Source organism: Afipia birgiae 34632 (assembly GCF_000308295.2).
GTDB lineage: Bacteria > Pseudomonadota > Alphaproteobacteria > Rhizobiales > Xanthobacteraceae > Afipia > Afipia birgiae.
This window is the reverse complement of the sequence record NZ_HG326654.1, coordinates 806,946-819,984: the sequence shown is the minus strand read 5'-3', so window position 1 is coordinate 819,984 and position 13,039 is coordinate 806,946. Positions and strand designations below refer to the sequence as shown.

Sequence of the window (13,039 nt, the reverse complement as noted above, 5' to 3'; positions counted from 1 at the left end):
CGCCGGGCCTGGATGCTGGAATTCCAAATTGATGACAGTGGAAGTATCAAATTTAACCCGGATGGCAATGCACGATATTGCAATGCACAATTGTGCGAAACGCGGGTTTGGCGCTCAACATTCAATCAGAACGTGTGGTGGCGCAAACGGCGGCAGCCCGGCGGCGCTGAATGGGCGTCAGGCGTCGCTTTCCACGCGGATGCGCGCGCGTGAGGCGGCGTAAGCGGCCCATATCGCGCCGATGAGCCCGCCGAGAACGGCGCCGGCGGGCGCGAAGGTGAAGAACACCAGCATCGCGCTGTAACCTTCGAAATCAGTGGTGTTGAAAATGCTGACCCAGGCGATTCCCGCCAGGATGCCCAGCGCCACTCCAAGAATGAGACCGACGACGGTCCCAAGAGCCGCGAGAACGACTGCTTTCATTCTATCCCCCGTGATCCGGGGTTATGTTCCCGGACACAGGTTTGTCGGGCGGCAGCGCAGGCTGGTTCATCGCCCGGCCTGGCTTGAACGCGATACTGTCCCGCGCCATCCTCGGGGGGAATTGAATGAAACGAACTTCGGATTGAGGACACCGGGAATCTCCGATGACATTTTTGTCCGCCCTGAACCGGTTGCGCGCGGCAGCATGTCTTTGCGCCCTGCTGTTTGGCGGCGGCACGGCGAGGGCGGAGGAGGCGCCTGCGATGCCGACATGCGCGCCGTCGTTTTCCAATTCGGGACCGGATGCCGAGGCTTACGGCGCCGGCCGGAATTACCCGCTCGGCACCATCGCCGACCGGACGCGTCAGGATTACATGGTCGCGACGTTCAGCAATTTCGACAGGCTGCTGCCCGCACATGCGGTGCTTCCTCCCGCTGAGCCATCCCCGCTGGCGCGCGATTGCGGCCGCGCCGGCTGGCACTATGATTTCGATGGCGCGCGCCGCACCATCGACCAGTATCTGGCGCGGCATCCCGCGACGGGACTGCTGATCGCGAGGGATTCGACCATTCTGTTCGAGCGTTATCAGTACGGACGCCGCGACACCGACCGTCTGCTCTCCAACTCGATGGTGAAAACCATGGTTGCGATGCTGGTCGGCATCGCCATCAAGGAGGGCAAGATCCGCTCGATCGGAGATCTGGCGCAGGATTATGTGCCGGAGATGAAGGGCAGCGCCTACGGCCAGACATCGCTGCGCGCTGCTGACCATGAGCGCAGGCATTGAGTTTTCCGAAGTCTATGATGGCAAGGACGATGCTTTTGCCTTCAGCCGCGATCTGCGCCGCTCAGATTTGCCGAGCGCCGCCAATCTGCTTCGCCGCTACAGCACCCGGTTTGCGCCGGCGGAAACGAAATTCGCCTATGCCGGATCGCAGACCGAAACCCTCGGGCTTGTGCTGATGGCCGCGACCGGCAAGCGCCTGTCGGACTATCTGTCCGAGAAGATCTGGAAGCCGATGGGCGCGGAGGATGAAGCAAGCTGGACTGTCGATGGCCACAATCAGGAGCAGGCCTATTGCTGTCTCGCTGCGCGGCTGCGGGACTATGCGCGTTTTGGCCTTCTGCTCGCCCGGGACGGCGGCGGAATCATTCCGGAATCATGGGTGATCGAGGCGACCACCGCTCCCGAGGGATCATTCCGTTCGCCGCGCGTGGCGACGCCGTTCTATGGATACGGCTACCAGACCTGGATCATGCCGGCGAAGCGCCGCATGTTCGCGATGCTTGGCACCAACGGGCAGGCGATCTTCGTCGATCCGGTCTCGAAGCTCGTGCTGGTGCACACCGCGGTCCGGCTGAAGCCGAGCAAGGACCCCGCTGCGCGCGAACTGACCGCGCTGTGGTTCGGGCTGGTGCGGGAGCTTGGCGTATCGGCCGCGCGTTAGGTTCGGCGGCTATCGCCGCATCGCGTTCTTCAGGCGGGCGGCGAATTCGTCGGTCAGATCGCTCCCGAGCAATTGCTGCAGCAGATCGAAGGTATCGAACAGCGAGCGGTGCTCCACGATGCGGCCGTTACGCAGGGTGAAGAATTCTCCGACACTGAGTGTGATGACGCGCTGGTCACTGCGCTTGGTCAGGGTCGCCTGCACCAATGTCGCGGCTTGGGTGTCATCCGCGATCACAAAATCGATCGTAACGCGCCGGTCGGAATAGCGCTCCTGCTGGATCTGGATTGCCTGCGCGATCCACGCCTTGCTCTGCTGGATGCCGAGATGCGGAAAGATTTCAACGGGGGCATAGGTGATTGAAAAAAATGCGTCGTCGCAGCACTGCTCCATGCGCGCGATGTCACCGGAATAATAGGATTCGATAAACGTCCGCACACACTTTTCGGACTGTGGATTGTTCATTGCGTCGTCTCCCCCGCCTGGCCGGTTCCGTAGTTGGGAACCGATTGAGGATCAAGCCGCATGCAATGCGAGGTTTAACGAAGTCTCTCCAATTTGTTGATGATTGTCCGCGCCGGTTCTCGGTGGGCGCACGCCATTTCGGATGCAAATTTCAACGGTAGTTAATGCTCCATTGCACGATTTGTGGACGCACGCGGCGTAACACAAGATTCGTCGATGCGATCAGCACGTCGCCCGTCACCGATGCGAAGCGCGGCGGTAACGGATTAGCGATGCCGGGGTCGAATCGGATTTTTAAAGTGCAGTCACCGGGCAGATCGACAAACGGACCGCCGAGCTTCGAGGCCTCGCCACCACCAATGCCGCCGAAACCGGTGATGCTGAAGCCTCCGCCGTTGAGCTTCTCGAGATCCTTCAGCGTCAGGCCGTTGCGCACGCCGCCGGGGCCGGTCCAGGTCGAAGGTGTGTCGATAGCGATGGACAAGGGTTTGGTTCGGGTCTTCTCGTCTTTCCAGAAGACCACCAGACGCCGGGTCGGATCGGTGTCGAAAACCACGGTGGCCTTGGTCAGCACGTTGCTTGAGACATCGACGTCCTTGAACACCACGTTCTTCGCGCCGAATTCAGCGGCCAGTCTCTCGTGCGTGGTGTCTTTCGCAAACGGCCCTTCGCAGGTGAGAGGCGGAGCCTTCGGCGCGTCCTTGAGATTGTTGAGCGAGGTATCCTGCGCCATCGGCTCGGCCGGTTTGGCGGCCTTCTTCGCTGCATCGGCGCCGCTCAGTGCGAAAGCGGAGATCAGCAGGGCGCCGGACAAGGCCTTTATGTATGTCATAGCTCGGTCCGCGATGTGTCGCCTGAATTTGTGACGCCATCCTACTACATTTTGTTGCAAGGTCGCGAGGAACGGCTGTCCATTATGCGCATTGTCTCCTCGTATACAGGAGGACTGCATGACCAGGACCATCCCGCCTGTCCCGGAAGACAACCGCAGCGCCAAGGGCCCCGGCGGCACGCCGAAGGTGACAACCGACAACACCAAGGGCCACCGTGACGATGAAAAACAGAACATCGACGAGCAGGGCGACCACGCAAACATGAAGCAGAACACCAGCAACCGCAGGTCCGGATGAGGGCAAGAAATGCGGCGCGTGATTACACGTCCATTGCCCCATGGATGGACGTCCCGCCGATGGCGTCATAAAGTTCTGGTGATCCGGTTCTGACATTCGTATCATCCTCTTCGCAGGCACTTTTACGAATGTCAGAACCAAAGGATCACCAGAGTCATAATTGGCGAGTGTCCTTTCGTATCCGACGTTCGCCCGGGAGACGCCGCAGAGTGAAGCGAACGTCGGATACGGGACACCAGCATGAAAGCCATTGCGATCCTGACCAGCGGCGGCGATGCCCCCGGAATGAACGCCGCCATCCGTGCGGTCACGCGCAGCGCACTCAACCGCGATATCGCGGTATTTGGCGTGCGCGAAGGCTGGCAGGGCCTGATCGACGATCGCATGACGAGGCTCAATGCGCGTGACGTCGGCGGCATTATCCAGATCGGCGGGACGTTTCTCGGCAGTGCGCGCTCGCAGGAATTCCGCGAGGAAAGCGGGCGCTCGAAGGCGCTGCGCAATCTGGCGACGCGCGGCATCGACGCTCTGGTGGTGATCGGCGGCAACGGCTCGCAGACCGGCTCCGCCGCGCTGCATAGCCTCGGCTTTCCCGTCGTTGGAATCGCCTCGACCATCGACAACGATCTTTACGGCACCGACGTCACCATCGGCTGCGATACCGCCATCAACGTGACGCTGGAGGCCATCGACAACCTGCGCACCACCGGCTCGTCGCACACGCGGGCGTTTCTGGTCGAGACCATGGGACGCAATTGCGGCTATCTCGCCATGATGGCCGGTCTTGCCGGAGGCGCCGAGGTCATTTCAACGCCTGAGTTTGAAGTGTCGGCCTTTGAAATTGCCGAGCGGCTGCGCGCGGCCTACGACCGCGGCAAGACCCATGCGATCGTGGTGATCGCCGAGGGCGTCACGGAGAACGCCGCGCGTATTCTGGCTCACTTCGAGAAGGACCGGGACATGGTCGGGTTCGAACTGCGCGCCACAGTGCTGGGCCACGTGGTGCGCGGCGCGCCGCCGACGGCGTTCGACCGGTTGCTTGCGACACGGCTGGGCGTCGCCGCGCTCACCTCACTGGCGGAGGGTGTCTCGGGAGTTCTGGTCGGCGAGCAGCGCGGGGAGATTACCCGCACGCCGCTGGCCGAGATCGCGGGACGCACCAAGCCGATCTCGACCAATCTGATCGAACTCGCGCGCGTTCTGGCGCAGTAGGCCGATTTCAAATCAGTGGCGTTGCGGAGAGAGCCGGCGCGTCAGTAGACTTTCGCGCCGGGCGCGACGATATCGCGGTCGGCGTCATCCTTGCGCGGCGACAGCAGGATGACTTTTCCATCGGCGTCCGGCGCGCCAAGAATCAGCACCTCGGACATGAAGCCTGCGATGTTGCGCGGCGGAAAATTGCAGACGCAGACCACCACCGAGCCGACGAGCTGTTCTGCCGTGTAGTTGGTGATCTGTGCGCTCGACCATTTCTCGCCGAGGCCGCCGAGATCGACGCGCACTTTCCACGACGGGTTGCGGGCCTTCGGAAACGGCTGCACCTCGAGAACGCGTCCGACGCGAAGGTCAACCTTGGCGAAGTCGTCATAGGTGATGGGGGCGGAGGTCACATTCATCGATCGCGTTCGTGCACTGCCGGACGTGGTGCATCTATATCTTCAACGCGGCAGAAGAAACATTCCTGCCTCGCTACAACATCTTGTTGTCTAGATGAGCGAGTTCACAGGAGCAAGGTCGTCCGGCCTATTCGGGACGACATCGATGTTCGGGGATAGACAGAATTGCTTCCGGTGCTAGTATATTTTCGCTCCCGACGGGACGAAGGACTGCTGTCCTTACGCAGCGACAGCATGATCACTTCAATACGTCCAGTCCGGCGCACCGAGGTTTCTCGGAGAGCCCGCGATGACGCGGCGCGAACGGAAGACGCAGATTACTAACGTGGCGACGGAACGTCGGCGGCGTAATTTGTGATGTCCGCCCGGGCTCCATCAGCGACTAGCCCTTGGCTTTTTTAGCCACCTTAGTCGCCTTCTTGGTGGATTTCTTCGCAGACTTTTTCTCCGGCTTGGCGGATGCGACCGTCTTCTGGGCGGCAGCGGCGTCAGTTGCCTGCCGAACCGACCGGGCGTAGCTGTAGGCGGCGTTGTCGGCGGACATCTGCAGCCGCTTCACGGTCGCCGTGCCGATCTCAAGAATGTCTTTCGCGAGCTGCCGCTGGCGCTGCTTGCTCCCGGCATCCTTCGCCTTGGCGGCGAGCGCTATGGCGCGGTCCCGCCGTTTCTTCACGGCAGCCGTCAGGGCCTTGTTCTGTTGCTTTGCAAGCTGCCGGATGAGCGCATCGAGATCGGCGTCGGCCATTTAGTCCCCCAAGTCACATGCAGAAAACCTGGATGATGACCTAGCAGGGGCTGAGGGGGGATTGCAAATAGGCGGGATGACGAAGTACCAGAAATTGTCGCACTAGCGAGGCTTCTTAGGAGCTTGTATCGTTTCATGAAAGCGTTGGCGACAAAACCTGGACTGTCCCGAAGCGGCAGCGTTTATTGTCGTAGCCCTTAAGGTGGCCAGCAGCACTCGCGCGTCTTCGATCCCTTCCGCGATACAATACAGATTGATGGTCTAGGTCAGCATCGCTTGTAAATACAAGCGAAGCAAGATGATCTCGACGGTTGTTCGTGAAAGCGTGACGCGCAAGCATTTGAAAGAACGCTGACGCCCATTCGGGGTTGCTGTCGATTTGGCCGGGGGCCAAGCCCTGTAAGTGAAGCCAAAGTAAAGCGGGGCGCCGCTTGCTGAATTGGCGCTCGCACGTGGTGCTAACGAGCTTCATAATCTTTTTCGCTTGCTGGTTAGTTCTCATGGACACGAGATTGCAGAATATCAACTCTTCGCTTCGTCGGATAAAGTATCCAAAATCGCCTTTCTGAGTGCGAATTTCGCTAAAGGTGCGCTGCAACCAATCCTCGCTTTGAAAATTCGGAAAACGAGCAAAAAACTCTTCGAGTGGGGTCGTTTCGATCTCAATTGAGAGTGTCTCTGAAGAGAAATGATGACCGGCTTTATAGGTTTCCAATATTTGGCTTTTGACTCCGTCAATTCCTCCACCTGGCTGTGACGATCCATTAATTTTTATCCGGATCGTAGTAAAACTGTTAGTGTGACGAGACTGCAATTCTCGATTTAAACGTGCCATTAAGCGGGCCGCGAAGTCGTAAGATACACCTAGCCCGATCTCCGGTGAGAGGCATTTGCTTTCGATCTCCACCTCAATCTCTCCGCGTTTAGCAACGAAGTCTGGACCGGGATCACCACAGAAGCCGAAGTGTGTGATGTTCCATCCAAACTCGGTCAAACTCTGAGCTGTTCGAAATTCGTGATCTAGATGGCACAGTCGACCATTGGGGAGGATCTCCGAGATGATCCTGCGGCGAAATACCCGTGCTTGTTCGTGAGTGAGGTGCTTTTTTATCTCTATGCACGAACTGACAAATGCGTAGGCGTCATATACCGGCTTTTCTTTGGGGTACCAAAGTTTTCGGGTCGACCTCCATTTTCTCAAAACCGACTGTAAGCCGTATTCGATAGAGAAGAGTCGGGGAGCCATGTCTTTAAATGCAGCCCAATCTTCTAGAGATTTATGCTTTCTATTCAGCGACTCACGAAGCGTCGAAAAGCCAATCCATTCGATAAATTCTTTCCAAGAATTCTCTGCGCTGGTTCTTGTGAACTCAGTGGGTAACTTCAATGATTAAACGGCTCAATGAACCGCCCTCTGTAGGAAGCTTATCCCTCACCGCTTCTTCCATCCGCCGCGCTTGCCCGGCGCGCCGCCGGTGGAGCGGCCTGAGAACTCCGGGCCGGACTGGCGCGAGTTGGTCGGCTGGAAGATCTTGCTTTCCATCCCCGGTCCCATTTCGTCGAGCGTCGGCTTGCGCGCGCGGGACTTGTTGCGTGCTGCGGCCTTGTCCAGTTGCGCGGGCAGATTCGCGGCGTCGCCATATTTTTTCTTGCCGGCATAGGCACCGGCCTTTGCCGCCACGCTGCGCTGCTTGATGGTGGGATCGTCCACCACGGCGAGTTCTGTGGCGCGCAGGCGCTTCACTTCGTCGCGCAGCCGGGCGGCTTCCTCGAAATTGAGGTCGGCGGCGGCTTCGCGCATCCGGGTTTCAAGATCGCTCAGCACCGCCTCGAAGTTATGCCCGATGGCCACCGCGTCGTCAGCCATGCCGCCGTCGCCGATTTCCACCAGCACATGGTCGCGCTCATAGACGCTGCCGAGAATATCGCCGATATCGCGCTTGATGCTTTCCGGTGTGATGCCGTTGGCGGTGTTGTATTCGACCTGCTTCTCGCGGCGGCGGTCGGTCTCGGCGATGGCGCGTTCCATCGAGCCGGTGATCTGGTCCGCATAGAGAATGACCTTGCCGTCGACGTTACGCGCGGCGCGTCCGATCGTTTGAATGAGCGAGGTTTCGCTGCGCAGAAAACCTTCCTTGTCGGCATCGAGAATCGCGACCAGCGCGCATTCCGGAATGTCGAGACCTTCACGCAAAAGGTTGATGCCAACCAGCGCATCGAACGCGCCCAAGCGAAGATCGCGGATGATCTCGATGCGCTCGATGGTGTCGATGTCGGAGTGCATGTAGCGCACGCGGATGCCCTGCTCATGCAGGTATTCGGTGAGGTCTTCCGCCATGCGCTTGGTCAGAACGGTAATCAGCGAACGATAGCCCGCCTGCGCGGTGCCGCGAACCTCGCCGACGAGATCGTCGACCTGGGTGCGGGCCGGGCGAATGTTGACCGGCGGATCGATCAGTCCGGTCGGGCGGATGACCTGCTCGACAAACACGCCGCCGCTCTCGTTCAATTCCCAGCCGCCCGGCGTCGCCGACACCGCGACCGATTGCGGGCGCATCATGTCCCACTCTTCAAAGCGCAGCGGCCGGTTGTCCATGCAGGACGGCAGGCGGAAGCCGTATTCCGCCAGCGTCGCCTTGCGGCGGAAGTCGCCTTTGAACATCGCCCCGATCTGCGGCACGCTCACGTGGCTTTCATCCGCGAACACCAGCGCATTGTCGGGCACATATTCGAACAGTGTCGGCGGCGGCTCGCCCGGCTTGCGGCCGGTGAGATAGCGCGAATAGTTCTCGATGCCGGCGCAGCTGCCGGTCGCTTCCATCATTTCGAGATCGAAGGTGGTGCGCTGTTCGAGGCGCTGCGCTTCGAGCAGGCGGCCCTGCGCGTTCAGTTCGTCGAGCCGCCACTTCAACTCGCTCTTGATGCCTTTGATGGCCTGGATCAACGTCGGGCGCGGCGTCACATAGTGCGAGTTGGCGTAGATCTTGATGAACTCGAGTTCGTCCTGCTTGTGGCCGGTGAGCGGATCGAACTCCTCGATGCTTTCGATGGTGTCGCCGAACATGTTCACGCGCCACGAGCGGTCCTCATAGTGCGCCGGAAAGATATCGATGGTGTCGCCGCGCACGCGGAAGGTGCCGCGGGTGAAATCCGCCGAGGTGCGCTTGTATTGAAGTGCGACGAGGTCGGCGATCAGCTGGCGCTGGTCGATGCGCTCGCCGCGCTTCATCGCGAACGTCATCGCGGTGTAGGTTTCCACCGAACCGATACCGTAGATGCACGACACCGAGGCCACGATGATGACGTCGTCGCGCTCGAGCAGCGCGCGCGTTGCCGAGTGGCGCATCCGGTCGATCTGCTCGTTGATCGAGGAATCCTTCTCGATATAGGTGTCGGTGCGCGGCACGTAGGCTTCGGGCTGGTAGTAATCGTAATACGAGACGAAATACTCCACGGCGTTGTCGGGGAAGAAATGCTTGAACTCGCCGTACAGCTGCGCCGCCAGCGTCTTGTTCGGCGCAAGAATGATCGCCGGCCTTTGCGTGGCCTGGATCACCTGCGCCATGGTGTAGGTCTTGCCGGAGCCGGTGACGCCGAGCAGTACCTGGGTGCGGTCGTTGCGCTTGATTCCTTCGACCAGTTCCTTGATCGCGGCGGGCTGGTCGCCCTTCGGCTCGTATTCGGATTTCAGTTCGAAGCGTACGCCGCCTTCGGATTTCTCCGGGCGGGGCGGGCGATGCGGCGCCCAGATCTTGACCTGACCGTCTTCGCCGCGAAATTCCGGACGGCCGTCGCGCACCAGAGCTTCCAGCGCGTCGGCGGTGGCCTGCACGCCCAGCGCTTCCATCTTGTTGCGCGGCGGCCGGGCCATCGCGGCTTCGTCTTCTTCCTCGGTGGTGTAGCCGAGTTGCTTCGCCAGTTCGGGATCGAGAGTCGGGATCGGCGCGCTGGTGCCGTAGTTGGCTTGCGGGGCTTCGTCGAAACCTCCTTGCGAACCGCCCCCACCCCGCCCCCTCCCCGCCAAAGGGGGGAGGGGAGTTAGACGCATTTTCCTCCCCTCCCTCCGCGAGCGAAGCGAGTGGTGGGGAGGAGTCGGGGGTGGGGGGAAAACTTGCAGAAGGTTTCGTCGAAGTGTGCGTCTTGCCTTCGTTAAAATCCTTCGGCGTCGATTTCCGTGCACGATGGATCGCGGCCTCGCCGCCAGAGCGCCGGTCCCTTGAATTGTCCGGCGGCGGCTGCAAGCCGGTGCCCGACCCCATGCCCGCATCGCCGCGGTTGATCGCCGGGTTCAAAAGCTCCGCCAGCGCGGGCCCGATCGGCTGCACATCGGGACGATGTGCTTTCGACTTCGGGGTTTTGGGGGACTTCTTCGAGGAATCGGGGTTCTTCGCCATGGGCGGAATATGGGATGCGAAGCGCGGAGAGAAAAGGGCATTTTCTTCGCTGCCTGCAACGAACTTTGCGATGAAACTTACGCATTTCCCCTGATAGGCTGGAACCAACGCGTGGTCCATGCCGAGGACCACGCCACAGTCCGGGAGTGTCCCATGTCGTTATTGCGCCTCGCCAGCCTGCTGGCCGCCGTCCTGTTTGGCCTCAACCTTCATCCATCGCCGTCGCACGCTCAATCGAAGGACGCAGAACCTGCCAGCCGCGCAGTCAACGACGCTTTCCTCAAGACGCTGCCGTTCGGTGACCGCGCGGATTTCGAGGACGCCCGGCGCGGCTTCATCGCCACGCTGCCCGACGGCATCATTCCCGGTCCTGCGGGCAAACCGGCGTTTGATACCAAGCAATACGATTTTCTGAACAGCGAGCAGGTGCCGCCGACGGTGAATCCCAGCCTGTGGCGGCAGGCGCAGCTCAACGCCATCAATGGTCTCTTCAAGGTCACCGAGCGCGTCTATCAGGTCCGCGGGCTCGACATCGCCAATCTCACTATCATTGAGGGGGACAGCGGCCTGATCCTGATCGATCCGCTGCTGTCCAACGAGACCGCGAAGGCCGCACTCGACCTTTATCTCAAGAACCGGCCTTTGAGGCCCGTCGCTGCTGTGATCTACACCCACAGCCATGCCGATCATTTCGGCGGCGCCAAAGGCGTGATCAGCGAGGACGACGCCAGGCAGGGCAAGGTCAAGGTGATCGCGCCGGATGGCTTCATGGAGCATGCGGTGGCCGAGAACGTCATCGCCGGCAACGCGATGTCACGCCGCGCGCAGTATCAGTTCGGCAGCGCGTTGCCGGTCGGAGACCGGGCGCAGATCGACACGGGATTGGGCAAAGCGCTCGCGCGCGGCTCGATCTCGCTGATCCCGCCCAACGATGTGATCAAGCAACCTTCCGAAAAGCGCACCGTCGATGGCGTCGACATCGAGTTTCATCTGGTGCCGGGCTCGGAAGCGCCTTCCGAGATGATCATGTACTTCCCCCAGTTCAAATTGCTGAACATGGCGGAAGACGCCACCCACAACATGCACAATCTCTACACCATTCGCGGCGCGGAAATCCGCGACGGCCGGTTGTGGTCGCGCTACATCAATGACGCGATCGCGCGCTACGGCGACAGGACCGACATCGTGATCGCGCAGCATCACTGGCCGATCTGGGACAATGCGCGCGTCGTCGCTTTTCTGAAGAAGCAGCGCGACCTCTACAAGTTCATCCACGACCAAAGCGTGCGGCTGCTCAATCACGGCCTGACATCGACGGAGATCGCCGAGCAGCTCAAGCTGCCGCCATCGCTGGCCAGCGACTGGGCTGCGCGCGGCTATTACGGCACGCTCAGTCACAACGCCAAGGCGGTCTATCAATTCTATCTTGGCTGGTATGACGCCAATCCCGCCGATCTCAATCCGCTGCCGCGCGCGGAGGAGGCGAAGAAGCAGGTCGAATACATGGGCGGGGCAGAAGCGACGATCAAACGCGCGCGCGAGGACTACAAGGCCGGGCAGTATCGGTGGGTCGCCAGCGTGATGAGCAAGGTGGTGTTCGCCGATCCCGCCAACAAGGCGGCGCGAGAACTTGGCGCTGACGCGCTCGAACAGCTCGGCTACCAGAGCGAGGCAGCGACCTGGCGCAACGCCTACCTGCTCGGCGCGCTGGAATTGCGTGGCGGCGTCGGCCCGCAGCCGCCGGCGCTGGTGAATGCGGAACTGCTGAAAGGCATCTCGATTGATCTTGCGTTCGATTTCCTCGGCGTGCGGCTTAATGCGGCCAAGGCGGAGGGCAAGACTATCGTGATCAACTGGACCTTCACCGATCTCAATGAGACCTACGTGATGAATCTGGAGAATTCCGCGCTGACGCACACATCGGGCAAGCTTTCCGACAAGGCCGACGCCAGCGTCACGCTGACCCGCGCGGCGCTTGATGCGATTACGCTGAAGCAGCGGACATTCCTTGGCAGCGTGCTGACCGGTGACGTCTCGATCGGCGGCAATCCGCTCAAGCTGCGTGAACTGTTCGGGATGTTCGATGAATTCTCCACCGGTTTCGAGATCGTGGAGCCGAGGAAGGTGGCGGTGGAGTAAGACGCAGGCGGATCACCCCCACCCGGCGCTTCGCGCCACCCTCCCCACAAGGGGGAGGGAGAAGACAGGTCTTCTGTGAACGCCGCATTTTTGTCCCTCCCCTGAATGGGGGAGGGTGACCGGCCCAAGCTTGGGCCGGTCGGGTGGGGTGATCTTTGAGCGAGTGGATAGTGTAGTGGCAAGACACGGCGCGATTACCGCTCCGCGCCGCCCTTCAAATGCGGCCTGATCATCTCGACAAGTCTTGGCGCGTCAGTTCCCGGTGGGAAGAAGCCGAGATACTTTCCGTCGCGGTCGACGAGATAGATGAAGGCCGGGCCTTCGCGAACGACGCCATTCACGGTGCTGCCTCTACCAGCACCCGGATCGACAGCTTGTCGATGGTCGGCACCTGGATCGGCGCCGCGCTGGCGATGCTGACGCAGGAAAAGCCGCCGGTCGCGGCCAGCCCCATTGCGGTGGAGAGTTTCAGAAAATCACGCCGTGCGAATTCCTTTGTCATTGTCGGCCTTTCTTGACCCCGAGTCTGGATTTGGCGGAACTCTATCGTCAGGACGCGAGAGGGACTGTTTCTTGGTTGGAGTGAAGCGACGAAAATGTTTCACGCGCACGGGCTGGGAGCAATGAGATATACTTGATATGCGCAGCGCGGCATTGACTTCGCAGGCGCGAAGCGCA

15 protein-coding genes are annotated in these 13,039 nt (G+C 60.6%); 6 read left to right on the top strand and 9 right to left on the bottom strand.

The window, feature by feature from the left end:
* Positions 1-177: 177 nt before the first annotated feature.
* Positions 178-423, bottom strand: coding sequence for a hypothetical protein (locus tag BN32_RS22545; protein ID WP_019195740.1), 246 nt, complete (start codon positions 421-423; stop codon positions 178-180).
* Between the two features lie 164 nt (positions 424-587).
* Here BN32_RS22545 and BN32_RS27940 point away from each other — a divergent pair, with 164 nt between their 5' ends.
* Positions 588-1,211 (top strand): serine hydrolase domain-containing protein, encoded by a 624-nt coding sequence (locus BN32_RS27940; protein ID WP_244438248.1) that lies wholly within the window; start codon positions 588-590, stop codon positions 1,209-1,211.
* Positions 1,195-1,872 (top strand): serine hydrolase, encoded by a 678-nt coding sequence (locus tag BN32_RS27935; RefSeq protein WP_244438247.1) that lies wholly within the window; start codon positions 1,195-1,197, stop codon positions 1,870-1,872. Before BN32_RS27940 ends, BN32_RS27935 begins: the two co-directional genes overlap by 17 nt.
* 9 nt (positions 1,873-1,881) lie before the next feature.
* On the opposite strand, the gene BN32_RS22535 is transcribed toward BN32_RS27935, so the two are convergent.
* Together BN32_RS22535 and BN32_RS22530 are read right to left on the bottom strand one after the other, a co-directional pair.
* Positions 1,882-2,337 carry a nuclear transport factor 2 family protein gene (locus tag BN32_RS22535; protein ID WP_019195741.1) on the bottom strand — a complete coding sequence of 152 codons (456 nt, stop codon included), beginning with the start codon at positions 2,335-2,337 and terminating at the stop codon, positions 1,882-1,884.
* Between the two features lie 151 nt (positions 2,338-2,488).
* Positions 2,489-3,169, bottom strand: coding sequence for a hypothetical protein (locus BN32_RS22530; RefSeq protein WP_019195742.1), 681 nt, complete (start codon positions 3,167-3,169; stop codon positions 2,489-2,491).
* A gap of 118 nt (positions 3,170-3,287) precedes the next feature.
* Here BN32_RS22530 and BN32_RS22525 point away from each other — a divergent pair, with 118 nt between their 5' ends.
* Positions 3,288-3,467 carry a hypothetical protein gene (locus BN32_RS22525; RefSeq protein WP_019195743.1) on the top strand — a complete coding sequence of 60 codons (180 nt, stop codon included), beginning with the start codon at positions 3,288-3,290 and terminating at the stop codon, positions 3,465-3,467.
* 240 nt (positions 3,468-3,707) lie between these two features.
* Complete coding sequence (locus BN32_RS22520) at positions 3,708-4,679, top strand: ATP-dependent 6-phosphofructokinase (protein WP_019195744.1); 972 nt, start codon at positions 3,708-3,710, stop codon at positions 4,677-4,679.
* 41 nt (positions 4,680-4,720) lie between these two features.
* Here BN32_RS22520 and BN32_RS22515 read toward each other — a convergent pair whose 3' ends face one another.
* The 4 genes from BN32_RS22515 to uvrB all read right to left on the bottom strand — a co-directional run bounded on the left by BN32_RS22515 (position 4,721) and on the right by uvrB (position 9,876).
* The gene (locus tag BN32_RS22515) at positions 4,721-5,083 is read right to left on the bottom strand and encodes a tRNA-binding protein (RefSeq protein ID WP_019195745.1); all 363 of its coding nucleotides are present in this window, start codon (positions 5,081-5,083) and stop codon (positions 4,721-4,723) included.
* Between the two features lie 382 nt (positions 5,084-5,465).
* Positions 5,466-5,828, bottom strand: a complete 363-nt coding sequence (locus BN32_RS22510; RefSeq protein WP_019195746.1) for a hypothetical protein — start codon at positions 5,826-5,828, stop codon at positions 5,466-5,468.
* A gap of 133 nt (positions 5,829-5,961) precedes the next feature.
* Positions 5,962-7,215: a hypothetical protein gene (locus BN32_RS22505; protein WP_152343701.1), complete on the bottom strand. Its 1,254-nt coding sequence runs from the start codon at positions 7,213-7,215 to the stop codon at positions 5,962-5,964.
* Positions 7,216-7,260: 45 nt separating this feature from the next.
* Positions 7,261-9,876, bottom strand: coding sequence for an excinuclease ABC subunit UvrB (gene uvrB, locus BN32_RS22500; protein WP_084494594.1), 2,616 nt, complete (start codon positions 9,874-9,876; stop codon positions 7,261-7,263).
* Between the two features lie 50 nt (positions 9,877-9,926).
* Here uvrB and BN32_RS28290 point away from each other — a divergent pair, with 50 nt between their 5' ends.
* Together BN32_RS28290 and BN32_RS22490 are read left to right on the top strand one after the other, a co-directional pair.
* Positions 9,927-10,316 (top strand): hypothetical protein, encoded by a 390-nt coding sequence (locus BN32_RS28290; protein ID WP_193603626.1) that lies wholly within the window; start codon positions 9,927-9,929, stop codon positions 10,314-10,316.
* A 59-nt stretch (positions 10,317-10,375) separates the two neighbouring features.
* The gene (locus tag BN32_RS22490) at positions 10,376-12,361 is read left to right on the top strand and encodes an alkyl/aryl-sulfatase (protein WP_019195750.1); all 1,986 of its coding nucleotides are present in this window, start codon (positions 10,376-10,378) and stop codon (positions 12,359-12,361) included.
* A 194-nt stretch (positions 12,362-12,555) separates the two neighbouring features.
* On the opposite strand, the gene BN32_RS26505 is transcribed toward BN32_RS22490, so the two are convergent.
* On the bottom strand, positions 12,556-12,702 hold the full coding sequence (locus tag BN32_RS26505; protein WP_019195751.1) for a thioredoxin domain-containing protein: 147 nt from the start codon (positions 12,700-12,702) through the stop codon (positions 12,556-12,558).
* Positions 12,699-12,863 (bottom strand): twin-arginine translocation signal domain-containing protein, encoded by a 165-nt coding sequence (locus tag BN32_RS26500; RefSeq protein WP_019195752.1) that lies wholly within the window; start codon positions 12,861-12,863, stop codon positions 12,699-12,701. Before BN32_RS26500 ends, BN32_RS26505 begins: the two co-directional genes overlap by 4 nt.
* Between the last annotated feature and the right edge of the window lie 176 nt (positions 12,864-13,039).